We start from the raw sequence: 23,391 nt of genomic DNA, 5'->3' as shown, positions 1-23,391 counted from the left end.
GCCTTTGAAGATTTTGTCCTGTAGGGCGTCCGGCAACAGAATATCTGAACCGCGGGTTTCTGTATAAAGGAACTCCTGCAAATCATGCCATTTTTGCAGGATTATTGGGTATTGCTTTGCAAAAAACAAACAATGCGCTTTCATTTTCATCAAACAGTTTTCTCCAAAATAGTTTTGAGGTTAGGCTCACGGATTCAGGTAACTATTGTATTATTAACCTGTTTATCCTAACAAAATAGGATGGAAATCAAATGAAATATAAACATTATTCGCTCATATTCTGTTTCCGATATTCGGCAGGTGTTACCTTCAATATATCCCGAAAAGCTGTTGAAAACTTGCTCTGGTTCTCATATCCCACCTGATTTGCAACTTCCGCTATTGTACTTTTCGTCTGCCGGAGAAGCACAGCAGCCTGTTTCATTCGGTATTCTTTCATGTAAGTTCCGATAGGCTGTCCATAAATTCCCTTAAATGTGGCTTTTAATGTAGCTGTATTGATAAGATACTCTTTGGAAAGTTCCTCAATCGTAGGACGCTCCTGCAGATCAGATACCAGTTTTTTATGGATTTCTTTCACGATCTCCACCTGTGGGGAAGTATACATTTCCCGTTGCCTCTCCTTTGTTACATCCACCATATAGAGGAAAAGAAGAAGCTCCTGTACCTTTAGCTTAAAATATGGTTTTTGCAAACAATCCGGCACAGAATAAAGCTCCGAAAAAATATGCTCAATTTCATCTTTTGCCCGCATAATAAAGCATTGTCCGCCTGCACAGAACTTCTCTTTAAATTCCAATATGTCAATTCCACTTTCTGCTAAAGTTTGCGGTGGATATTCGGCTACCAGCTCCAAATTGATAACAATGGAAATTCCTCGGTAATGTTTTAGTGGAAATGCCATTTCAGAAGCGCAATTATCCATTGTATGAATGGACATATCTCCTTCTCCAAGATACAGACAAGAACCGCTTAATAACCTGCTTCCCTCACGTCCTTCCCTGCAATGGTTGATTTCCAATGCATTTTGTCCAAGTGTATCTTCCCATTTACACCCTGTTGCTTCAAAATCATTGTATATAAGCTGTATGCCCGGATAAACCTGATAAACGGTCATCAATCCCAAGCCATCATCACAGTCCATCTTATAGACCGTACAATATCCATCATTATCCTTTGGAATAACCGCAGACAGCCCTTTTGTATTTTTCGCCAAATTGTCTTGCATGACAATCCCCTCTATTCCTTCTGCACTGTCAATCTGTTCCACCAGATGTTTTCTAGCATCTTTTATTATATATTTTTTCTTCATAGCATACTGCTCCAATCGGTAGAATTTACACTCCAATTAGAATTATATTCTATTTATGCCAACTGTGCAAATGAAGAAATGAGCCAACGTCATTTTATATCAAGGACATTGGCTCAATATAAAATTATCTGTTACAATATTTTTTATCTACGCATCCGGAGCAACCTCCTCCACAGCAAGTACCATTTTTCTGCTTCTTATGGATTTTCTTAGCTGCCCACACTGCATAAACAATAATGCCAATGACAATAATTCCTGTTGCAATCATTTTTCTTCCTTTCTACTAAACCATAAGCCCAACATGATAAACAATAAAAGTCACTCCCCATGCAACTACAAGTTGAAACAATGCGGAGAGCATCATCCATCGGGTACTGCCCGCTTCCTTGCGGATTGTTGCCAATGCTGCCGCACAAGGAATATAAAGCAGGCAAAAAACCATCAGGCAAAACGCATTAAGCTGTCCAAATCCCACATTACCAAGAATACCGACTAAAGTATCCATTCCTGCTCCAGAATTGATATTGGGAACTCCAAACAAGACCGCACAACTGGATACTACAACTTCCTTTGCGGAAACTCCGGCAATTAGGGCAACTGCAATCTGCCAAAATCCTAATCCAATAGGCTCGAAAAACGGGACAAGATAATGTCCAATAACTGCCCCAAAACTATCAGACATTTCCGTTGTGTACCCATGCAGTCCGAAATTCAGAATAAACCACATAGCAATAGAAGCTATAAAAATCGTAGTCCCTGCTTTCGTAAGATAATCTTTTATTTTTTCCCATACATAAATTGCCATAGTCCTAGAACTTGGAACCTTATATTCAGGTAATTCAATCAATAAATAATTTTCCGACTTCTTCCTGTCTATCAAATGAATTACCGCCGCAACCAAAATTGCAACCACCAAACTAATCATATACATGGAGTAAGCAACCACCATAGCACGTTCTTTAAAAAACATTTCCGCAAACAATATATAAATCGGCAGACGTGCGCTACAACTCATAAAAGGTGTAATCAGCATGACCTTGAACCTGTCATGCCGGTTTTCCAATGTTCTGGACGCCATAATCGCCGGAACTGTACAGCCAAACCCCAAAATCATAGGAATAAAGGCTCGACCGGAAAGCCCCAGTTTGCTCATAATACCTTCCATGATATATGCCACCCTTGCCATATATCCGCTATCCTCAAGAAATGCCAACGCTAAAAATAATATGAAAATGTTAGGAAGAAATGTTAAGATACCACCTACACCTGCAACAATGCCATCTATTAACAGAGAGCATACTACCTCATTAACTCCGGCTGATTCCAAGCCATTACCAAGCAATACTGAAACATTTTCAATTCCCCATTCAAAATAGCCTTTCAACCAGTCACCAATGGTGAATGTCAGAAAAAACACTACTGCCATTACGCCAAGAAAAATCGGAATGCCCCAAAAACGGTGCGTCAATGCCCGATCTGCTTTTTCTGTCAAAGCATCCTGACGATCCTTATTGACTAATACTTCCCTGACCACTTCCTGAATGAAATCATATTTTTCGTTGATGATGTCAGATTCATAGTTACGGTCAATCACTTCTGGAAGATTAACCGGATAACGCTCCGTAATTTCTTTATCCTGCTCCAACAGCTTAATAGCATACCAACGGTAATTTGTCAGTTTAGGATATTTTCTTTTTAATGCTCCTATGATAAGGTCAATCTTATCTTCTATGGCATCACTGTAAACCATTGCATATTCCGCATGGTGGTCATGCTTATGCTTTGACTTATATGTATGATGATGTATCAGACAGTCCGTGTCAGTGCAGTCTTTGTGATGTGCTGCCACATGGAGCAGCACATCCAATCCTGTTCTCTTTCTTGCAGATACCGGAATTACCGGAATCCCTAACATTTCTGGCAACCTGTGTGTGTCAATTTCCATACCACGTTTCTCTACAATATCCATCATATTTAACGCCAGTACAACAGGTTTCCCAAGTTCCAAAAGTTGTAATGTCAAATACAGGTTTCGTTCCAGCGCCGAAGCATCTGCAACATCAATAATCACATCAACATCATCACTTAATATAAATTGACGTGATACCTGTTCTTCCATTGTATAGGAAGTCAGACTGTATGTTCCGGGAAGATCAACCAAATGTATATTCAAATCATGGTCTTTCACTGCTCCTTCCACCTTTTCAACAGTAACTCCCGGCCAATTTGCTACTTTCAAATTTGCGCCTGTGTACGCATTGAAAAGGGTGGTCTTTCCACAGTTAGGATTCCCGATAAATCCGATTGTTATATTTTCACTCATAGGAATCATCTCACTAAAACATTTTCTGTAATATTGCAACCAAAAGCGAAGCGTGTTCCCCTAATTTTTACAATCAAAATGCCATGACTTTTGCTGTTCAAAATAGCAACAGCAGTTCCACGAGTCATTCCCAAAGCCTCTAATCGCTTCTCTATATTGACAGGCAATTTTATATCTACAACCTGATAAGCATTTCCTATCCTTCCATCACAGAGGTACATATCCATTCTCCCCATTACTTTACGCTGGACGTTCTTGGCATCTTGCGAAATTCTGAAAGCATCATCAACACAGTAATCACAACCAGAACCGCATCGGTCAGGGCAATCGCCAGCCAGACACCACGAATCCCCATACCGCCAACCATCGGCAAAACCACACAAAGCGGGATAAATAAAATAATCTGCCGAAACAATACTAACCAAGTAGCCTTATTCGCCTTTCCCAATGACTGGAACAGCGTTACCGCAATCAGGAAACTTCCCTGTAAAATATAGGTACTGAACATAATCCGAAAATTGGTTGCCCCCGAAGCTGCCACGCCCGGTGTTGTAATAAACATGGAAAGCACCTTATCTGGGAACAGTTCAACCGGAATGTAGAACAGTAAGGACAACACTGTTGCCGCCGTAATGAATACGCCTGTCAATTTCTTTACCCGGTCATAATCTTTCGCACCGTAGTTTGTCCCTGCGGCTGGCTGAAATCCCTGACTGATACCCCAAAGAGGAACAAACGAGAAGTTCCAGAAACGCAGCGCAGCTCCTAACAATATCTGCGAATTTTCCCCACCATACACAGACGCCACACGATAAATCACTGTCTGCTGTACCAGTGTCAAAACCTGCATCAGCAAAGCGGAAACCCCAACCGCCAGAACCTGCGGCAGTAATTCCCCGTCAATATGTATCCGTCCGATTTTTACACTTACGCTTTTCTTCTTAAAGTACCATAACGTAATCACCGCCTGAATGAACTGTGAAAAAATCGTTGCATAAGCAGCCGCTTCCACTCCCAATCCGCAAGGCTTTAAAACCGTAATAAAAATCGGATCGAGGATAATGTTCAGGATTGCTCCGCTTGCTATAATAGCCATTGCCTTTTTAAGCTGTCCTTCTCCACGAATAACCATATTAGCGCTCTGGAAGAAGTTTACAAACAGGCTTCCCGCAAACACAATACACAGATATTTTTCCGCATAGTTCAGGATATTATCGCTGCACCTGCCAGAGATAAAAGCTGGCGGGTAAATACCATACCTATCACAGTGTAAATAACAGACAGCAGAAGCACCATTGCAATCAGATTTCCCATAATCTTTTTTATGGTATCCTGATCTTTCTTGCCAATCGCACGAGATAGCACCGAAGCAGAGCCTACTCCCAACATCGCCGCTGAACCCGCATTGATGAGCGTAAACGGATAAGATACGGATACCGCACCCATTTGCGCTGCGCCTACCATCTGCCCTACAAAAATGGAATCCATCATGTTATAAAGCCCTACAACCACCATGCCAAGAACCGCAGGTATACTAAGCTCCAGCATGAGGGAAAACGGACTTTTCGTCAATAATTTTGTCCTTGTATCAAGTGACTGTTTCATCACGTTTCCTCCTTATATCTATATCTCGCATAAGCAACGAGCCAAGAACAAGCTTGCTTGTTTTTGGCGACTGCCTGCGGCCACATATACTCTGTATATGTGATAGCCATGCCTAACCATATAGAGTATATTAAAAACCAGTCCTTTTTGTCTGCTCCTATCCGAAGGACTTTTTATCCAATCGGAAATATCGGGCTATTGCACCATTTTTTCCAATAACTGCAATGCTTCTTCCAGTTTCGGATTTTCCGGATCAGTCTGTAACGCCTCCCGGACACAGTTACGGATATGTGCCTGTAAAATCTGTTGGTTAGCGCTCTTTAATAATGCCTGTGTCGCTAAAAGCTGATTGGATATATCCACGCAGTAACGATCTTCCTCTATCATTTGCAGGATACCATCTAACTGACCTTTCGCAATTTTCAGTTTATGGGTAACATTTCCTTTTTTCGCTTTCATAGGCAACCCGGCTACTGAACACTTATGAGCTGATAGCCAGCATCTTCAACCGCTGTTTTCAGCCTGTCCTCTGATACCGCATGGCGCATCTGTACCAATGCTGTTTTTGCTTCCAGTTGCACTGTGACATCTGAAATACCCTCAATCTCCATTAACGCCTTTGAAACGTGCTTTACGCAGTTTCCGCAAACCATTCCTTCAATCTTCAATAATTTTTCCATGTTCTTTTCTCCTTCACTTTTTTTCGATAAAATTGTCTGACTGCTGCTATATGTTTCTTTCTGTTCCGGTTTTGCAAGATGCCTTGCTATGAACCAGCGAAGCCGCAGGGCATTTGATACCACAAAGACAGAGCTGAAACTCATTGCAAAGGCTCCGATCATCGGGTTTAACTTCAAGCCGAAGGACAGATAAAATACCCCCGCCGCAACCGGAATACCAATGATATTGTAGATAAACGCCCAAAACAGATTTTGCTTGATGTTGCGGATAACCGCCTTGCTTAACTGGACAGCGGTAGACACATCCAAGAGGTCACTTTTCATTAACACAATATCCGCTGATTCAATCGCCACATCTGTTCCTGCCCCGATAGCAATTCCTACATCCGCCCTTGCAAGCGCAGGCGCATCATTGATGCCATCCCCTACCATAGCTACCTTCCTGCCCTTCTCCTGTAAACGCCGGATTTCCTTTTCCTTATCCTGCGGGAATACTTCGGCAACTACCCTGTCTACACCCACCTGCTTTCTGATTGCTTCCGCAGTTTTGGCATTGTCCCCGGTAAGCATGACAACCTCCATTCCCAAGCCGGATAATTCCTGTATTGCCTGTTTACTGGTAGGCTTTACCACATCTGCCACAGCCACCACACCGATAAGCTGTCCGCCCCTCGCAAAGAATAATGGTGTTTTTCCGTCCACAGCCATTGCTTCCCCAAGCTGGAGCAATGCGCCTCCTTCTATGCCTTGTGCAGACATCAGGCGGCGGTTTCCTGCAAGACAGGTAACATTTTGGATTTCTCCCATAATCCCCTGCCCCGGAATCTGCTTAAAGTTATTCACAGGCAGAAAACCTAAAGCGTTCTTTTCTGCTTCCTCCACAATCGCATCCGCAAGTGGGTGTTCTGACATTTTTTCCAGAGAAGCGGCAACCTGCAAAAGCTCATCCTGTGAAATTCCCTCTTTTACCAGCACATTCGTTACCACAGGCGTTCCCTGTGTGATTGTCCCGGTCTTATCCAAAACAACCGTATCAATGCTATGCGCTACCTCCAGAGCTTCCGCCGATTTAATCAAAATGCCATTTGATGCTCCTTTCCCTGTGCCTACCATGATTGCGGTAGGTGTTGCCAGACCGAGAGCGCAAGGGCAGGATATGACGAGAATGGAAATACCAATAGAAAGGGCAAACTCAAATCCATACCCCGCAAAAAGCCATACAATAACCGCAATTAAGGCAATGCCGATAACAACCGGGACAAATACCCCGCTGACCTTATCCGCCAGTTTTGCAATAGGCGCTTTTGAACTGGTTGCTTCATCCACAAGCCGCACGATCTGTGCTAATGTGGTGTCATCCCCTACTTTCGTAGCCTGCATTTTAAAATAGCCGGATTTATTGATTGTTGCGCCGATTACTTTATCCCCGGTCTGTTTTTCCACAGGTATGCTCTCTCCGGTCAGAGCCGATTCGTCCACAGACGAAACCCCTTCCAGAATTACCCCGTCTACCGGAATGGACTCCCCCGCTTTTACAACTAAAACTTCTCCTGCCTGCACCTCCTCTACCGGAACCTGTATTTCAATTCCATTCCTCTCCACTGTAGCAGTCTTAGGCGCAAGGTTCATCAGTTTTGTAATGGCATCTGAGGTCTTTCCTTTTGCACGAGCTTCCAACGTCTTACCTAATGTTATAAGTGTCAGAATCATCCCAGCGGATTCAAAATACAGATCCATCATAAAGCTGTGTACGGTTTCCATATCGCCATGCCCAAATCCTATCCCGATTTTATAAATGGCATAGATACCATAAACGATTGCCGCACCAGAACCAATAGCAATCAGGGAATCCATATTCGGTGAGCCATGAAACAGTGTCTTAAAACCCATGCGGTAATATTTAAAATTGATGAACACTACCGGAATCAGCAATAGAAACTGTGTAAAAGCAAAACTCATTGCATTTTCCATACCAAGCAGCCCTTTGGGAAGTATCCACCCCATCATATGCCCCATAGATATATAGAACAGTGGAATGGTAAACAGTGCGGACAGAAGCAGCCGCTTTTTCATCTGACCGTATTCTTTTTGTGCTGTGTTTGCCTCTGGCTGTGCTGTCCGCTTCGCAGAAGCGTTTACAGTCTGCCCCTTATTCTGAACCAATTTGGGAAATGCCCCGTACCCGGCTTTTTCAACTGCCTGTACAATTCCCTCCGTATCCAGAACAGACTCATCATAAGAAGCAACCATACTGTTTTTTAGCAGGTTTACGGATACCTCCTTTATTCCCGGCAGCTTCGCTACGCTTTTCTCAATTCTTGCAGAGCAGGCGGAACAGGTCATACCCGTAATGTCAAATTGCTCCTTTTGCAAAATTATCCCTTCTTTCTTTTCTAAATTTGTAACAGTATATTACCCCTCCCCCGTAGGGGAGTGGAGCTGTTACCGTTTTTCATTATAAACACCCGATTTTCCTTTTGTCTGCTCTGAAAAGGAGCTTTTTTAATCCGAAAAGCAATTTCTTTTTTTACAAAAATCCAATCAGAAGGTTTTATGCTCCAAAGAGGAATACCACCTTCAAACCCATTGACTTATGGCGGATTGGTGACTATACTTTGCGCAGAACGATTAAACATCTCTTTAATTGTTCTGCCATGCCAAACCAACTAAACAAATTTTTAGAAAGGTGGATTATTCCCATGAAAAAAACAATCAAACTTATCGACTTGGATTGCGGTCACTGTGCAGATAAGATTCAGAACGCCGTACAGAAAATTGACGGTGTAACCAGTGTATCCGTCAACTTCCTCGGTCAAAAAATGGTATTGGAAGCACCTGATGACAGATTTGATGCCATACTGAATGAAGCAAAGGCACTGATTAAAAAAATCGAGCCGGACGTAACAGTAAAAGCATAAACAGATCAGGCATAACCGTTAAGTGGCATCTGCCAAACGCATCGTGTTCCTTTATGGGCATGACGCAACACGAACTGGACACCGGCTGCCATTTCTGGCATCCGGTGTTTTTTTAACGAAAACGCCTGATTTATGAAAGGAGTATTCTAATGACACGAAAACAAAAACATTTATTGATCCGCATTATTGCAGCGGCAGTCCTGTTTCTTGTAGGCAGTCTGCTCCATCTTCCGGAGCAGGCAGAAATGGGCATATTCTTAGCCTGTTATGTGGTAATCGGTTGGGATATTGTCTGGAAAGCCATTACAAACATATTAAGCGGTCAGGTATTTGATGAAAATTTCCTGATGACGATAGCAACGATTGGCGCACTGATTTTAGGGGAACATTCCGAAGGCGTAGCTGTCATGCTGTTTTATCAGGTAGGGGAGTGGTTTCAGTCCTATGCGGTTTCCAAATCCCGTAAATCCATTGCAAGCCTAATGGACATCCGCCCGGATTACGCAAACGTGGAACGGGACGGGAAACTGGTACAGGTTGATCCGGAAGATGTTTCTATTGGAGATACCATTGTTGTAAAACCCGGCGAGCGAATCCCTCTGGACGGTATCATTATAAATGGCGTTTCTGCTTTGGATACCTCTGCACTGACCGGAGAATCCATGCCTCGTGAGGTTGCTCCGGGTGCGGAAGTCATCAGCGGCTGCATCAACCAGACAGGCATTTTATCTATTCGCACAACAAAAGAGTTCGGGGAATCCACCGTAGCAAAAATACTTGATTTAGTAGAAAACGCAAGCGATAAAAAAGGCAGGACAGAGAATTTTATCACACGCTTTGCACGTTACTACACCCCGGCAGTGGTATTTGCAGCTCTGGCTCTTGCCATATTGCCGCCTGTTATCACTGGTCAGTCCTTTAGTATATGGATTTATCGTGCTTTGACGTTCCTTGTAATCTCCTGCCCCTGTGCGCTGGTAATCTCTATCCCGTTAAGTTTCTTTGGCGGCATCGGCGGCGCATCGAAAATCGGTGTCCTTGTAAAAGGCAGTAATTATCTGGAATCCTTAGCTCATGCCGAAATGGTTGTATTTGATAAGACAGGCACACTCACAAAAGGCTCTTTTGCAGTCAGTGAAATCCATCCTGTGGGCATGGACGAAACACAGCTTTTAGAACTTGCGGCATACGCAGAGGATTATTCCAACCACCCTATTTCTGCTTCCATCAAAAAAGCCTATGGCAAAAAAATAGTCCAGAACCGCATATCTGATGTTCAGGAGATTGCAGGTCATGGCGTACAGGCAGTAATAGACGGAAAGAAAGTCCTTGTGGGAAATGCAAAGCTCATGGAACGGGAACATATCCGCTACCAGCCTTCCGGTGCAGTTGGAACGGTGATTTATCTCGCCTGTGACGGAAAGTATTCCGGTTCGATTGTCATAGAAGATGAAATCAAGCCAGATGCTCCGGCGGCAATCCGTCAACTCAAATCTTCTGGCATACAAAAAACGGTTATGCTGACCGGAGATGCTGACGCAGTAGGGCAGAAAGTTTCGGGGCGTCTTGGACTGGATCAGGCTTATACCGAGCTACTCCCCGCAGATAAAGTAGACCGGGTAGAAGCACTATTAAGGGAAAAAACAGAAAAAGGCAAACTTGTCTTTGTCGGGGACGGAATCAATGATGCCCCCGTACTGGCAAGGGCAGATGTCGGTATCGCTATGGGTGGTCTTGGCTCTGATGCCGCTATCGAAGCCGCAGATGTAGTCTTAATGACAGATGAGCCTTCAAAAATTGCCGCAGTTATGAAGATTGCCCGAAAGACAATCCGCATCGCAAACCAGAACATTGTATTTGCTTTGGGAATTAAGTTTTTAGTGTTGATTTTAGGAGCTTTAGGATATGCCAATATGTGGGCGGCGGTATTTGCCGATGTTGGTGTTTCCGTTATTGCAATCTTGAACGCAATCCGGGCAATGCGGGTAAAAGTATCACCCGTTTCTGATTAAAGTCAATTTAAAAACACAACAGAAATGCGCTACACCCCACAAGGTAGCGCATTTTCTTAAATATCGGTTGGACAGGACAAAAAGAGGACATTCGCAATCCCCTACGCTACTTGCTCATGAATGCGAGCCATTACATAACTCGCATTCAAATAAAGCATCTATGGAACGGTGCAGCAATTTCGCCTGCGGCGTTTTAGACAGAGAATAGTATACTTCCTTTCCTTCCCTCCGGCTTGATATAATCCCGCTTTTCTTTAAAGCCCGAAGGTGGTGCGACACAGCAGGTGCGCTCATACCAACAGCCGCCGCTATATTGCAGACACATTCCTCACAATGGCATAACAGCCACAAAATCCGCAACCTTGTAGGATCATCTAATTGCTGGAACAAAAACGCTATATCTTTAAACCGCTCTGCAGGTGGAATCTTATCTAGGACTTTCTCAATATTCTGTCCATGATTGTGAGGTAAGTTATAGTGTGGCATTTAACCACCTCCTTCCAGATAAAATTATGATACTCATATACCTATGGTCTGTCAAACAGCTTATACCTTGTCGTGCAACGCCCACTCCGAAGGAGTATGGATTACGGAATGCCCGAAAGGGTATACATAAGATTGGAGCAACACTATGAATCAAACAAACAAAACAATTTTTTCTGTCCCCAATTCTTCCGAACTGAAACAATTAACAGAATTACACAAAGCAATGGGCGATTACACCCGAATGAAAATACTTTGGCATTTGATGAAGCAGGAATATTGTGTGAGCCAACTTGCGAAGAAAATTGAAGTCACTGAATCTGCTATATCCCATCAACTACATGAACTTCGCATTGCAAGGTTAGTCCGTTCTCGCAAGGAAGGCAAAAGGTCTTTTACAGTATTCAGGACGAACACATTCAGTGGATTCTGGAAGAAACATATGCGCATATTTCTGAACGGTATCCATAAAACACAACGGACAGTACGCTGTGCGCACTGCCCATTATGCTCAAATATTTGCAATCGCTCCCATTACAGATTTTCGTATGATACCAACTGGTTTATCGGAATACGCATCTCCGAATGGCGTTCCGGATCATCGGCTTCTTCATCCGAATAACCAACCGCAAGGATATTGACGGGTTCCAGATTTTCAGGAAGTCCAAATTCCCTACGGATAACATCCGGCTTGAAATAGCAAATCCATACAGAGCCAAGCCCCAACTCCGTAGCCTGAAGCATCATGTGGTCTGTTAGAATGGAGGTATCAATATCACCTGTCTGCTTCTTATCAAACGGGCGCACCCATGCCTTTTCATGGTCAGCGCAGACGATGATTGCCAGCGGCGCACCGTAAAGATTTGCCCCCTGTCCTATTTTTTCAAGTCCCTCTTTGTTTTGCACCACAATCAGATGCACAGGCTGGAGGTTAGCGGCGGTTGGAGCTACATGGGCAGCTTCCAGAATCTTATCCAGTTTTTCCTTTTCCACCGCCTGATCTGTGTAGCTGCGTACAGAGAAACGCTGTTTTGCAATGTTTAAAAAATCCATAGTATCAAGTCCTTTCTTATGTTATATTTAGTATGCCAAACCAACTGACAACTCTATTGTAACGCTGAAATATAATTCCGCAAGATTGCACTTTTTTGATAGATACTTTCAAAAAAGATAGCACCCTTGCAGTTAGGAGAAGCAAAATGAAAATTGAACAAAAGCAATTTAACTGTCCTGTAGAAGCTACCCTGTCCCTGATTGGCGGGAAATATAAACCTCTGGTATTGTGGCATTTAAAATCACAGCCATTACACTATATGGAACTGCAACGCCTTATCCCAAAAGCAACCCCTAAAATGCTCTCCGGACAGCTCCATGATTTAGAAGATTGCGGCATGATAAACAGAGAAGTAATTCCAGAAAAGCCGCCTAAAACAATCTACTCTCTTACTGCCTTTGGAAAAAGCATCATACCTGTACTGAACGCTATGTGCGATTGGGGAACATCATATTTGGACGGATTGGGTATACAGCCTGTATGCTGCCCTTCCCAAAGCAAAAAATAATTATTTTTATCGACTATCCTTATAGCAAAAAAGAACCTGCACAGCAAAAACTTGAAACAGCTATGCGGGTTCTCTTATTGTTCTAAATCTGTGACTGCCTGACATAATTACAAAGTCTGGTAAAATCAACCTGCGGATTTTTCTGCAAAATCTTCTCCATACATTCCTGTGCTTTTTGATACTGTTTAGGCTTTTTCAAATCATCCAGCATAAAGAAAATATTAAGCCGCCTGCCTACAATGAATAGAAGTTTTTCATCTTCCGACAATCCTAAAAATTTATTTATTGCAGACAGCATTTCTAATTTATCTGTCCGCAAATTCCCTCTAACCTCCAGCAACAGGTTGATGATATGTTCATTCACATAATAGCTGTCCATTTCAAGCAGCTTCTCCAAGAATAGTTTTTGCTCTATCATAATTTCTTCCTCTGACTGTAATGTAAAAGAACCTTCCTGAACAAACTCCCACATTTTGGACTCCGGCTTTATTCCAGTTGCATGGACACGAATAAAATCCGGCTGAATCATGTTCAGCGCATCCGCTGTCTGGATTGCATTTTCCTCTGAATGTTCCTTTCCACCAATCCCAATCAATATAAACTCTGATAATATCATGCCTGCGTCTTTTGCCATACACCCGCTTTTCACAACTGTATCTGCATGAAAGCCTTTATTGATAAGCTGTAATATCTTATCCGATCCGGTTTCCATTCCACAGTACAAATGGTTCAGTCCGGCTTGCCGAAGCTCCTGTAATTCTGCCGGGCTTTTTCGTGTGATACTGTCTGCACGAGCATAGGAAGTTATATATTCCAAATCAGGAAAATATTTATTTAGCGCTTCCAAAATACGGAGCAGATAATCTGTTTTTAATACCAGAGCATCCCCATCCTGCAAAAAACAGGATTTGAATTTTCTCCCTTGATATAATGCTGCCTGTTCCTTAATATCCTGTATGGTATCTTCTATCGGATGCATGGAGAAATTCATAGATTTGTATAGTCCGCAAAAATAACACTTATTCCAATGGCATCCTCTCGTTACCCGGACAAGCAGACTTTCACTTTCTGACGGCGGACGGATTGAACCGAGCTCTATATTTTTCATCATCCCATATCCTTTCCCATTATTTGAGATAAAAATAGCATTTCATCACAGATAGGACAAGTACGCACTTTTCAGGTATATACTTACCAAAAAGGTAGCTATAATTCATAAACTATCTTCCAACCAATAAACAGCAGTCTGCAATATTTACATTACAAACCACTGTTTAGATTTTTTATTGAACCGATAGCCTACGCCCCAAACCGTCTGTATGTAAATCGGTTTGCTTGGATTATCCTCTATCTTTTCTCTTATATTATGGATATGACTCATAACGATATTGTAATCACCAGCATATGCTTCATTCCAAACAATATCATATATCTGCTCTTTTCTAAACACCCTGCCGGGATTGCCAGCTAATAGATATAAAATTTCAAATTCAATATAGGTAAGTTCAATTTCAATGTTATTAACGCAAACACTTCTTTGCATACAATCTATCCATAATTTTCCAGCTTGAATTAGTTTTATATTCTGAAAAGCACTGCATTGTTCAAAATTTTTACTGCCGTTTATGATTTGCAATATCCGCTTATAAATATCTTCCTCATCATCTGTAAAAGATAAAATCATTACTTTGCCCATCACAAACACCAGCCTTCCTTAATTTCATTCACTCAACAATTGCAATATATTATTTCCCAATACCATATTGGCAACCTCCTGTGAAGGACTAACAAATTCTATTAGTTGCCTGTACAAATAAGGCTCTCCATATGGTGCATCTGAACTGTAAAGACATCTTTCAGGCAACTCAGAAATAGCTATTCTAGTTGCAATTGAAGCAAATGCTGCGGAAAGATCTAAGTACACGTATTTATGGCTTTTTACAAAATCTATCACATCTATCCAATTCGATCCACCCATATGTCCAAAAATCACTGGCACTAAGGGATATTTTGCACAAAGTTCCATTAAAATGTGTATGCCTGATATAGTGACAGGATTAAATGTATGAACCCATATTGGTAAATTACTAAAATTATTTACTGCTTGAAAAATTACTTCAAGCTGCCTAATCTGTTCATCAGAACCGGGAGTAAATTCTCCAATACCTTTAAATTCATTAGACAATATATTCTCTTCTATCCATAAAGAAGTTTCTGGTTCGCTCATACCCAAAGGCACTGCACCAAAACCGAAAAATCTTTCAGGATATTTTTTCATCTGCATAGCCAGCTCATTATTATTTTTTATCATTCTTTCTCTATTTGCTTCTTTATTATTTGCACCAGCCAATACTTTATATAGTATGTTCATTTCTCCTCGCAACTCTGCCAGATTTTTTGCTCGCTCCGGGTGCGGTACAGTCGAAAATAATATAGCTTTATCCACTCCCGCCTGATTCAGTTTTTCAATTTGCATTTCTATGGGCAGCATTAAATGCTCATGACTATCAATAATCATCTTATATTCCTCCTAATTTTATTTTATAGTTTTGGAATTATAGAACTATTAGTTCAAAAAATTTCTTGACACATATCTTTCAAAGAGTGTCAAGAAATCCCGGTAGATACTTATCAAACATATCCAGCCTTAACGATACATATTTGTTCAATGATTCTTTTCTTGTTGCGGTCAGACCTGCTTCCCTTAACGTCTTAAAATGATACGATGCTGTTGACTTGGGAATATCAATATATTCTCCAATCTCACCGCAGTTCATTTCTTCACCCCTGTTTCTAAGAATCCTTATAATATCCAAACGTGTTTTATCTGCCAAGGCTTTAAAAATTTGTACTCGTATCTCGTCCTCTGAATATATCTGTTCCAAATTCATATTGCTATTTTACATCATCCACATTAAAAATTCAAGTAAAAATTTTAAACATTTGGAACTATAAAACAATTTTATTTTGTGATACTGGTTAAGTACCGACACACCCTCCGGGAGTGTCGAAAGACAAGAATAGCAAGCACTACCTGTGTCCGGACACACAGGCAAAATTCCCCATACTTCCCTGCCGACCGTATGATGAAATTTTCATAGGGAAGCGTCCCTAACCCTCTTTGATTTTCTTTCCGTCTTTTCTATGCCAGTCCTTGACCTTTATCCGCAGATTTGCTGCAATAACACATGGATAAGTCTATCCAAAACAATTGAACAGACTCGAAACCAGACTGTTGTAAACCGGACAAGTTACAGCAGTTTTTTTATGCCCAAAAACAGAAAAGGAATGTTAAAAATAGCAAACAGAATCCGCACCAACCGAAATGAATTTCACTTAGATGACAAGGAGCAGTATATCTTAGATGAGAAGTTCAAATTGTCTGGCATGAAAAGCAAGTCAGCTTTCCTGCGTAAGTTGATTTTATACGGATATGTCTATGACGTGGATTACAGTTTTTTAAGAGAATACAATACGGAGCTTGGACGGATCAGCTCCAGCCTGAACCAGATTGCAAAAAGAATTAACAGCACAAACCATGTCTATCAGGAAGATATGGACGAAGTAAAGGAGTTGATGAAACAGGTATGGCATACACAAAAATCCATGCTATTACAGCAACCGTTGATAAAGCGGTAGCCTACATATGCAACCCGGATAAGACGGACGAAAGCATCTACATTTCTTCCTATGCCTGTGCGCCGGAAACCGCAGCGATTGACTTCAAATATACCTTAGACCACTGCCGGGAAAACAGCCCCAATAAAGCCTATCATCTGATACAGGCTTTTGCTCCCGGTGAGGTCAGTTTTGACGAAGCGCACCAGATAGGAAAAGAACTTGCCGACAAGGTTTTAGAAGGAAAATTTTCTTATGTTGTCACCACCCATATTGATAAAGGTCACGTCCATAACCACATCATTTTTTGTGCCGCCGACAACATGGAACATAATAAATATCATGACTGCAAGCAAAGTTATTACCGCATCCGAAAATTGAGTGACGATCTGTGCAGCGAGCATAACCTTTCCGTCATAATTCCCGGTGGAGAACGTGGCAAAAAATACAATGAACGGCAGTCAGACAAGAACGGTACAGCATGGAAAACGCAGATAAGAAAAGACATCAACGCTGCCCTCCAAATTTATCTCTTTTCGTCCACTCGGCAAAGACCGTTTTGTGCGTGGCAGTGTGAAGTCACTCGGCAGGGAATATACAAAGGAGCGCATCAAAGAACGGATAGAATTGAAACGGGAACGGAAGGCAGTTATCCCAAAAAGAGATTATGCAGATAAGAGATTGATTGACACCTCTGATGAGAAATTTCAGAACAGTCCGGGGCTGCAGAGGTGGGCGGCGGTAGAGAATTTAAAGATTACGGCACAGGCATATAATGAAGCTGGCTCTATAAAAGAACTGGAACAGAAAATCGCCACCACTGCCGCCACCGGGAAGGAAGCAAAGCAGACTGTCCGCAAGCTGGAGAACCGCATCAAAGACCTTGCGGAAATCATCAAATATGCGGAGCAGTACAAGGCAAATAAAGCGTATCATACCGCCTATAAGAAGTCCAAAAACCCTGACGCTTATTTCCGTAAGCATGAGAGCCAGATCATCCTTTATGGCGGCGCAAGGCATATGCTGGAGCAGGCGGGCATCTCCTTAAAAGGCTTGAATATTGACAAGCTGAAAGCAGAATATCAGGAGCTGACCGCACAGAAGAAGGAACTGACCGCCACTTACAAAAACTGTGACAAAGAGCTGAAATCGCTGAACCGGAAACTGGAGAACCTGAACCAGTATTTAGGGCGCACAGAGCCGCAAAAAAACGCACAGGAACAGCCAGACCGGAACAATAACCCTGCCCGTTAATCCCTTGCCCTAAAAAGGCTCTAAAAGCAAAAAAAGCATCGTGGACAGTGTGCATAACTCCCCATTCCGCTATGGACAACACTATTCACAGCATATGGAAAAGCAAAAGCAGCTTTCCCACATCCTGCAAACAGTGTTGCCCACAGCTCCATAAGACGGGAAGTTATACACACTGCCCACAATGCCGGCTGCGGCGGAATCCCACTCTTTCCTTCTTATCTATTTATAAAATCAGAAAAATTTCTTGCAGACAAGACCGTTTTCATGTAAGATAATCTATAAATCCGTAAAAAAATAGGTGCGCCGAAGCGCCCCTATCTCCTAAACCCTCTTGCAAAATCCGCAGTGTTGGTTTATAATCATCTTAGAACCCGAAGGATATTGGAACGTCCAACGGTTGTACAATCGGAAACTTATAATTCGTTAAAAATCAACGGAAAAGGCTATCCTCTATTGCAGTAGAAGATAGCCTTTTCCGTTACTTGCGGTTGTTTCTGTTGTCTAAGTATGTTAATGCTGCGAAAATGACCAACAGCAGTGTAAGTATCTCAAGTGTTTTCATACCGACCTCCTTTCCGTTTCCAGAAAGGACAACCTCAGACTATCCCTACTCGTTCTAATCTGACTAAGAGAATTATAGCACGTTATGTCGAATAATGCTATAAAAGATTTGCGTTAATCACTCCGCCACTTCCAGTGCCACCTCTGCAAATTCTTCATCGCTCATGACTTCCAGTTTCCCTAAGACCTGCCTTGCAAGCTCAACCATATCGCTGTCCTGTATGCGGGGAATCACGTTCTTTATATCGGCAATCATGCTTTTTCTGTCCTGTCCCTCAAACACACACATCAAATTGATTTCTTCCACTGTAAATTTATCCATAGCCTATATCTCCCTCTCTGATTTTTTCTCTGTTCCCTTTTCCGGGACTTCTCTTTCTGCCTTATCCCTCTGCTCGATAACCGCCTTTTTCTCCGCCAGCTTTTCCTTTATAGAAACTCTGCCTGTCTGCTTTTCCTCTTTCGGTTTCTCATTGTTCAGGACGTTATCAATCACGTTATAGTTACATTCTTCCAGTTCCTCAATCTTTGCAAGCGGCTTATATTCCGCCAGCTTGTCTAACAGCTCCTTTGCCTTCCTTGCGGTCTGTACGCCCTCGCTGTCATCAAGCTCCGTACCTTTCCCGAAAATATCCGTCATGCCTTCCCTGATACTGTCTGAAATAAGCGCATTGAGAAAATCGTTCAGATACCCGGTATTCCCGCTTCTGATGTCCTCTGTAATGTTCGCTATCTGCGCTTCCCTGCCCTCCACTGTATGATTGTACTGGTAAGTGTCAAAATCATAAGATAATTGGTCTATCTCCGCAGCAAGGAAAGCCGCCTGCCACTTTTCCAGAGAACCACGCACCTCGATGTCCGGCAGCTTGTCGATCAGCTCCGCAATGACCTCCACCGCCTTCGGATTGTCCGTAATCTCCGGCACATAGTCCAGAATCTCCAAGTCCGCAATTCTTCCGGATATAATATCCATCTGCGTGTCCTCATAGCTTTGTGTCCCCTCTGTATGGATATTGATGCCGATGCTTGGGACAGCGTTCATCCTCTCCGGCGGTATCCGGTTGAAAATGGCGATTGCTTCCTCCACACCCGCTATATCCTCATGGTACTCTCCGAAATTGTGGAACTCCCCGCACTCCGCCACTGTAAGGGTTACAACCGTCCGTTTTTCCTCCTGTGCCTGTTCTGCGCCTTTCTCCTGCATGGCGGCACGTTTCTCCTCAAGATAGGCTTCCACACCCGGAAGATACTCCCCAAGCGTCCCTGTCTTGCCCTCTGTAATGGGATTGATGTCTACCTTAACGCCGCCGATTTTAAAACCGTCCTCGTTAAAGACGTTGAACAGGGCATCTTCGTTTTCCCCGCCCCGGTACTCCACTACCACATCAAGGTCAGAACCAGCTCCCTCTAAACCTCTGCACCTGCTCCCGGATACCGCTAATATCCACAAGCTGTATATCCATTCCATACTCGTCAATCTTGGACTGTAAATAGGCGTAAACATTCAGTTCTATATCTTCCTGTGTCTGCCCGTTGATGCCATGAAATAATTCCTCAGTTTTGGCTTTAAAATCCGCTATGACCTTGCTTTCCATAGCTTCCGACACTTCGTTTCTGATACGTTCCTCAAGATGCTCTTTTGCCGCCTGCTCCGCTTTTTCCATCAATCCATCATAATCAATCGGTATCAGTTCATCATCGGTACGAATACTTCCCTCCAGTTCACTCCTATGTGTCGGCTCTTTCAAGTCTGTCACAATCTCGTCCAAAGCCTGCCGGATTGTTATGTCCGGGTTGTCATACACGCCACCGTCCAGTTCCCGGTAATCCATATCATAAATTGTATAGTCATACCCTTCGCTGGCTTCCTGAATACTGATATAACGGTCTGCAAGCCGGAAGGCAAGCTCTGTTTCTGTCCTGTCCGTTTCCCTGACGCTGGTATCTATATACGGGTTTTCCCACTCCATGAACGGTACATTTTCCACGATCCGCTTCTGGTTAGCTGTCGGCATGAGGTGTTCCATTTTTCCCTGTCCGTAAAGTGTATCAAACCTGTCCATATAGAGGGAAATATCATCAAGACCGCTGCTCTTTAACTGATACTCAAACCGCTGTTTCACAAAATCCTTGATTTCCTCCGGTGACATCTCCCGGTTTACCCTTACCTTGTCAAAACCGACCTCATGATATAAAGTCTGCAAATCATCCATGAAGCGGCTGCTTTCCTCTGCCGCCCTGCTGTGTGTAAAATCCAGTGACAGACAGTTTTCATGGTTTCGGACGTGGATCAGGTCAAACTCGCTGCCATTGACATTGAAGCCGAGAGTTGCCCTTGCCATATCCGGCTTGTCCTCTGTTTCCTTTCCCCGGTACTCTGTAAATTTCGCCACCGCTTCCGGAAGGCTGTCAAAACGCCCCAGCTTACTTTTTTCCGGGCTGTTCTCCGCCCATGTGGATAAATCCTCAATAACATAATAAGAAACCTTGTCATCGTCCGGCTCCGCCGCTGTATTTTCTGCCGCTGCTCCCTCCAAAATTTCTGCTGTTTCCTCCATGACCGCCGCTTTTTCCGCAGTGACTTCCGCTGATACGGAAAGTTCCTTTGTAAACTCCGGTATCTCCCTGTAACCAACGGAATCCACATAATGGCTTGTGTTCTCCCCGTCCTGATGCAGCACCACCACATCGCTGACAGAAAGGGAATGCCCAGTAAAGTCTGCCGGGTGGTCTATATTAAATTGGGTATAAATATCCTCAAGGCTCATGCCCTCCTTCAACTCCCCGGTATAGCAAGGAGTTCATCAGACAGGCGGGAAATCCAGATATACCGCTGAACCTTTTTAGCGTTCTCCCCGGCAGCTTCCCCTACTTCATCAAGCGTATTCTTCCCTGACTTCTTCCCCTGATGCTTCATGGCTTCGTATTTCATCTTATAGGCTCTCGCCTTTTCGCTTGGCAAGATGTCCTCCCGCTGGATATTGGAATCCACCATGATAATTGTGGCTTCATCATCGGTGTAATTGCGGACAATCACAGGCATTTCCGTCTTTCCGGCAAGCTCCGAGCCACGTTTGCGGCGGTGTCCGGCTATGATTTCATAGCCGCCGCCCGCCCTCGGTCTTGCAATCCCCGGCACAAGCACCCAATACTGCCGGATACTCTCTGTTGTTTCCTCCATCTTCTCATCATCTTCCACCCGGAACGGGTGGTCTTTGAACGTATAAAGCTCTGCCAGCGGCGCATTGATAATCTGCTCCGCCCCGCTTCCCTGTGCGGCACTTCCGCCGAATAAATCATCAAATTTTTCCAGCGTAATCTTTGCTGCGCTCCCCGATTTTGCGTTACTGCCCATCTGCAAGCACCTCCTTTGTCAGAGAATCATAGGCTGACGCCACTTTCCCCTTTGGATCATGCTTATAAATGCTGACGCCCTCCGCTGAAATCTCTGCCGCCCGGACAGAAATGGGAATAACATTGGTAAATATCTTTACCCGGCTTCCATAGGCTTCCTTCAGCATGGAGCTGATGTCCTTTGCATAGTTCGTCCGGCTGTCCACCATTGTAAGCAGACTCCCCTCTATTTCCAGTTTTGGGTTAATCTGCCGCTTTACCTTGCCCACCGTCTTGATAAGCTGCTGTAAGCCTTTGACGGGCAGATATGCCGCCTGTACGGGTATCAAAATGCTGTCGGCGCTGGCAAAGGCGTTTATGGTAATCATGCCGAGGGAAGACATACAGTCAATTAAGATGTAATCATAGTTCTCCCTGACAACCTCTATGTATGACCGGAGTACCGTTTCCCGGCTCATGACATTCACAAGGGAAACCTCTAAACCGGATAATTCAATGTTTCCCGGCATAAGGTCTATCCCTTCCTCATGGTGGAGGATACCTTCTCCCGGCTCTATTTCCTCGTCATTGATTAAGTTCCCCATAATGGTTGCAAGCGTGACTTCCAGACTGTCCGGCTCTGTAAAGCCTAAACTTGCGGTCAGACTGCCCTGTGCGTCCGCATCAATCAGAAGCACTTTCTTACCCTGTTTTGCCAGCCCGATTCCTAAATTGCTTGTGGTGGTGGTCTTGCCGACTCCGCCTTTCTGGTTTGCGATTGCGATTATTTTACACATGATAATTCTCCTTTGCTTTCTACTGGTTTTCTTTTACGTTGCTTTTCCTGACTTCCACATAAGTCCTGTAATATTTCTTTGTCCCTTTGTTTGGGAACATATCGGAAAATTCCGTCACTTCGATTTTCGGGTTCCTCTGTAAAATCTTCCCGAACCACTTAATATCGTTCTTTGTTCCCATAAGCCTAACCTTTAACATCAGTCCCGTCCTCCGAACATGGCGTACAGCTTGTGGTTATACGCCCGGTATTCCGGATACCGTATCTGTATCGCCTGCCAAAAATAGGGCGCATAGGCACAGCAGAACAGTTCCTCCACTGTGTACCGTCTGCACTCGTCCACCTGTTCCTCCGCATCATCATAGTCAAGGACACTAGGCATACCATTACAGTAAAGGTTATACGCCATCCTGACTACTTTCACGCTCCCGCTGGTCTGCCAGCCTTCATGTAGGCACTCCGTTTTCACGCAGCCTGTCTTAAAATCATAGATACAGTAAATGTTCCTTCTTGTGTCATCACTGATACCAAGACAATATACAAGCGCTTTGTGGTATACGTCCTGATACCTGACCTCTTTCAATTTTTCGTAGTAGAATTTTTCATGTGCATCACTGATAAAAATAATCGCTTTCTCTGCTCCTAACGCTGTACTACTCATGTTCATTTCCTCCATTTCCTATTTTGTTTTTGACCATAACAAAAGGACACTTCCCTAAAATTTTCTTTTAGAAAAATGTCCTTATCGTACAAAATATTGAATTGGATTTATGAGTACAACTATTCATTAACGCTCATTATTCTTCATTATGCGTTGTAAAATTGTTGTAAATTTGTTGTAGTTTACAAGTCCAAGTACCGCAAACCCTTGATTTTACTCAATGTCATTAACTTAAGGAATCTTTTACATTTGAATTGTAAAAGGTTCCTTTTT

At 43.2% G+C, this 23,391-nt stretch carries 22 protein-coding genes and 4 pseudogenes; 6 read left to right on the top strand and 20 right to left on the bottom strand.

The window, feature by feature from the left end:
• Positions 1-265 precede the first annotated feature (265 nt).
• The 7 genes and pseudogenes from E5329_RS23185 to E5329_RS23155 form a co-directional block, all read right to left on the bottom strand.
• Positions 266-1,312 carry a helix-turn-helix domain-containing protein gene (locus tag E5329_RS23185; protein ID WP_135991670.1) on the bottom strand — a complete coding sequence of 349 codons (1,047 nt, stop codon included), beginning with the start codon at positions 1,310-1,312 and terminating at the stop codon, positions 266-268.
• A 124-nt stretch (positions 1,313-1,436) separates the two neighbouring features.
• A complete protein-coding gene (locus E5329_RS23180; RefSeq protein ID WP_135991669.1) occupies positions 1,437-1,580 on the bottom strand; it encodes a FeoB-associated Cys-rich membrane protein in 144 nt (47 codons plus the stop codon).
• A 15-nt stretch (positions 1,581-1,595) separates the two neighbouring features.
• Positions 1,596-3,635: a ferrous iron transport protein B gene (gene feoB / locus E5329_RS23175; RefSeq protein ID WP_135991668.1), complete on the bottom strand. Its 2,040-nt coding sequence runs from the start codon at positions 3,633-3,635 to the stop codon at positions 1,596-1,598.
• A 5-nt stretch (positions 3,636-3,640) separates the two neighbouring features.
• Positions 3,641-3,856 (bottom strand): FeoA family protein, encoded by a 216-nt coding sequence (locus E5329_RS23170; protein ID WP_135991674.1) that lies wholly within the window; start codon positions 3,854-3,856, stop codon positions 3,641-3,643.
• A 14-nt stretch (positions 3,857-3,870) separates the two neighbouring features.
• Positions 3,871-5,240 (bottom strand): annotated as a pseudogene (locus E5329_RS23165) (MATE family efflux transporter).
• Between the two features lie 195 nt (positions 5,241-5,435).
• Positions 5,436-5,699: a metal-sensing transcriptional repressor gene (locus E5329_RS23160; protein ID WP_135991667.1), complete on the bottom strand. Its 264-nt coding sequence runs from the start codon at positions 5,697-5,699 to the stop codon at positions 5,436-5,438.
• An 11-nt stretch (positions 5,700-5,710) separates the two neighbouring features.
• Entirely contained in the window at positions 5,711-8,293 is a 2,583-nt protein-coding gene (locus tag E5329_RS23155; protein ID WP_135991666.1) for a heavy metal translocating P-type ATPase, read from the bottom strand.
• Positions 8,294-8,619: 326 nt separating this feature from the next.
• Between E5329_RS23155 and E5329_RS23150 the strand changes: the two genes are divergently transcribed.
• Together E5329_RS23150 and E5329_RS23145 are read left to right on the top strand one after the other, a co-directional pair.
• Positions 8,620-8,838: a heavy-metal-associated domain-containing protein gene (locus tag E5329_RS23150; protein WP_016221900.1), complete on the top strand. Its 219-nt coding sequence runs from the start codon at positions 8,620-8,622 to the stop codon at positions 8,836-8,838.
• 149 nt (positions 8,839-8,987) lie between these two features.
• Positions 8,988-10,850, top strand: coding sequence for a heavy metal translocating P-type ATPase (locus tag E5329_RS23145; protein WP_135991665.1), 1,863 nt, complete (start codon positions 8,988-8,990; stop codon positions 10,848-10,850).
• A 114-nt stretch (positions 10,851-10,964) separates the two neighbouring features.
• Here the strand turns inward: E5329_RS23145 and E5329_RS23140 are convergent, their stop codons facing one another.
• Positions 10,965-11,336 carry an ArsR/SmtB family transcription factor gene (locus tag E5329_RS23140; RefSeq protein WP_135991664.1) on the bottom strand — a complete coding sequence of 124 codons (372 nt, stop codon included), beginning with the start codon at positions 11,334-11,336 and terminating at the stop codon, positions 10,965-10,967.
• A 145-nt stretch (positions 11,337-11,481) separates the two neighbouring features.
• On the opposite strand from E5329_RS23140, the gene E5329_RS30980 reads away from it, so the two are divergent.
• Positions 11,482-11,955 (top strand): ArsR/SmtB family transcription factor, encoded by a 474-nt coding sequence (locus tag E5329_RS30980; RefSeq protein ID WP_330572319.1) that lies wholly within the window; start codon positions 11,482-11,484, stop codon positions 11,953-11,955.
• Here the strand turns inward: E5329_RS30980 and E5329_RS23130 are convergent.
• Positions 11,868-12,386 (bottom strand): nitroreductase family protein, encoded by a 519-nt coding sequence (locus tag E5329_RS23130; RefSeq protein WP_135991663.1) that lies wholly within the window; start codon positions 12,384-12,386, stop codon positions 11,868-11,870. The genes E5329_RS30980 and E5329_RS23130 overlap by 88 nt on opposite strands.
• A 146-nt stretch (positions 12,387-12,532) precedes the next feature.
• Between E5329_RS23130 and E5329_RS23125 the strand changes: the two genes are divergently transcribed.
• Positions 12,533-12,895 carry a winged helix-turn-helix transcriptional regulator gene (locus tag E5329_RS23125; protein WP_135991662.1) on the top strand — a complete coding sequence of 121 codons (363 nt, stop codon included), beginning with the start codon at positions 12,533-12,535 and terminating at the stop codon, positions 12,893-12,895.
• Positions 12,896-12,977: 82 nt separating this feature from the next.
• Here E5329_RS23125 and E5329_RS23120 read toward each other — a convergent pair whose 3' ends face one another.
• From E5329_RS23120 to E5329_RS23105, 4 genes are all read right to left on the bottom strand, one after another.
• Positions 12,978-14,006: a radical SAM protein gene (locus E5329_RS23120; protein ID WP_330572318.1), complete on the bottom strand. Its 1,029-nt coding sequence runs from the start codon at positions 14,004-14,006 to the stop codon at positions 12,978-12,980.
• Positions 14,007-14,150: 144 nt separating this feature from the next.
• Positions 14,151-14,591 carry a winged helix-turn-helix domain-containing protein gene (locus E5329_RS23115; protein ID WP_135991672.1) on the bottom strand — a complete coding sequence of 147 codons (441 nt, stop codon included), beginning with the start codon at positions 14,589-14,591 and terminating at the stop codon, positions 14,151-14,153.
• Positions 14,592-14,615: 24 nt separating this feature from the next.
• The gene (locus E5329_RS23110; RefSeq protein WP_135991661.1) at positions 14,616-15,413 is read right to left on the bottom strand and encodes an amidohydrolase family protein; all 798 of its coding nucleotides are present in this window, start codon (positions 15,411-15,413) and stop codon (positions 14,616-14,618) included.
• A 79-nt stretch (positions 15,414-15,492) separates the two neighbouring features.
• The gene (locus tag E5329_RS23105; RefSeq protein ID WP_275443644.1) at positions 15,493-15,780 is read right to left on the bottom strand and encodes an ArsR/SmtB family transcription factor; all 288 of its coding nucleotides are present in this window, start codon (positions 15,778-15,780) and stop codon (positions 15,493-15,495) included.
• Positions 15,781-16,192: 412 nt separating this feature from the next.
• Here E5329_RS23105 and E5329_RS23100 point away from each other — a divergent pair, with 412 nt between their 5' ends.
• Positions 16,193-16,534, top strand: coding sequence for a plasmid mobilization protein (locus E5329_RS23100; RefSeq protein ID WP_135991671.1), 342 nt, complete (start codon positions 16,193-16,195; stop codon positions 16,532-16,534).
• A pseudogene (locus tag E5329_RS32305) lies at positions 16,483-17,767 on the top strand (relaxase/mobilization nuclease domain-containing protein). The gene E5329_RS23100 and the pseudogene E5329_RS32305 overlap by 52 nt, the downstream one beginning before the upstream one ends.
• Before the next feature lie 679 nt (positions 17,768-18,446).
• On the opposite strand, the gene E5329_RS23090 reads toward E5329_RS32305, so the two are convergent.
• The 7 genes and pseudogenes from E5329_RS23090 to E5329_RS23060 all read right to left on the bottom strand — a co-directional run bounded on the left by E5329_RS23090 (position 18,447) and on the right by E5329_RS23060 (position 23,118).
• Positions 18,447-18,650 (bottom strand): transposon-transfer assisting family protein, encoded by a 204-nt coding sequence (locus E5329_RS23090; RefSeq protein ID WP_135991660.1) that lies wholly within the window; start codon positions 18,648-18,650, stop codon positions 18,447-18,449.
• Positions 18,651-18,653: 3 nt separating this feature from the next.
• Complete coding sequence (locus tag E5329_RS32880) at positions 18,654-19,778, bottom strand: hypothetical protein (protein WP_275443642.1); 1,125 nt, start codon at positions 19,776-19,778, stop codon at positions 18,654-18,656.
• 94 nt (positions 19,779-19,872) lie between these two features.
• Positions 19,873-21,099, bottom strand: a pseudogene (locus E5329_RS32875) (LPD16 domain-containing protein); the annotation flags it as partial.
• Positions 21,100-21,116: 17 nt separating this feature from the next.
• Positions 21,117-21,683, bottom strand: a pseudogene (locus E5329_RS23075) (ParB/RepB/Spo0J family partition protein); the annotation flags it as partial.
• A complete protein-coding gene (locus E5329_RS23070; RefSeq protein WP_135991659.1) occupies positions 21,673-22,458 on the bottom strand; it encodes a ParA family protein in 786 nt (261 codons plus the stop codon). The pseudogene E5329_RS23075 and the gene E5329_RS23070, both read right to left, overlap by 11 nt.
• Positions 22,459-22,477: 19 nt before the next feature.
• Complete coding sequence (locus tag E5329_RS23065; protein ID WP_004066881.1) at positions 22,478-22,657, bottom strand: hypothetical protein; 180 nt, start codon at positions 22,655-22,657, stop codon at positions 22,478-22,480.
• Positions 22,657-23,118, bottom strand: coding sequence for a DUF6075 family protein (locus tag E5329_RS23060; RefSeq protein WP_135991658.1), 462 nt, complete (start codon positions 23,116-23,118; stop codon positions 22,657-22,659). Before E5329_RS23060 ends, E5329_RS23065 begins: the two co-directional genes overlap by 1 nt.
• Between the last annotated feature and the right edge of the window lie 273 nt (positions 23,119-23,391).

This window comes from Petralouisia muris (assembly GCF_004793545.1).
Classification (GTDB): Bacteria; Bacillota; Clostridia; order Lachnospirales; family Lachnospiraceae; genus Petralouisia; species Petralouisia muris.
This window is presented reverse-complemented; position numbering and strand designations above follow the sequence as displayed.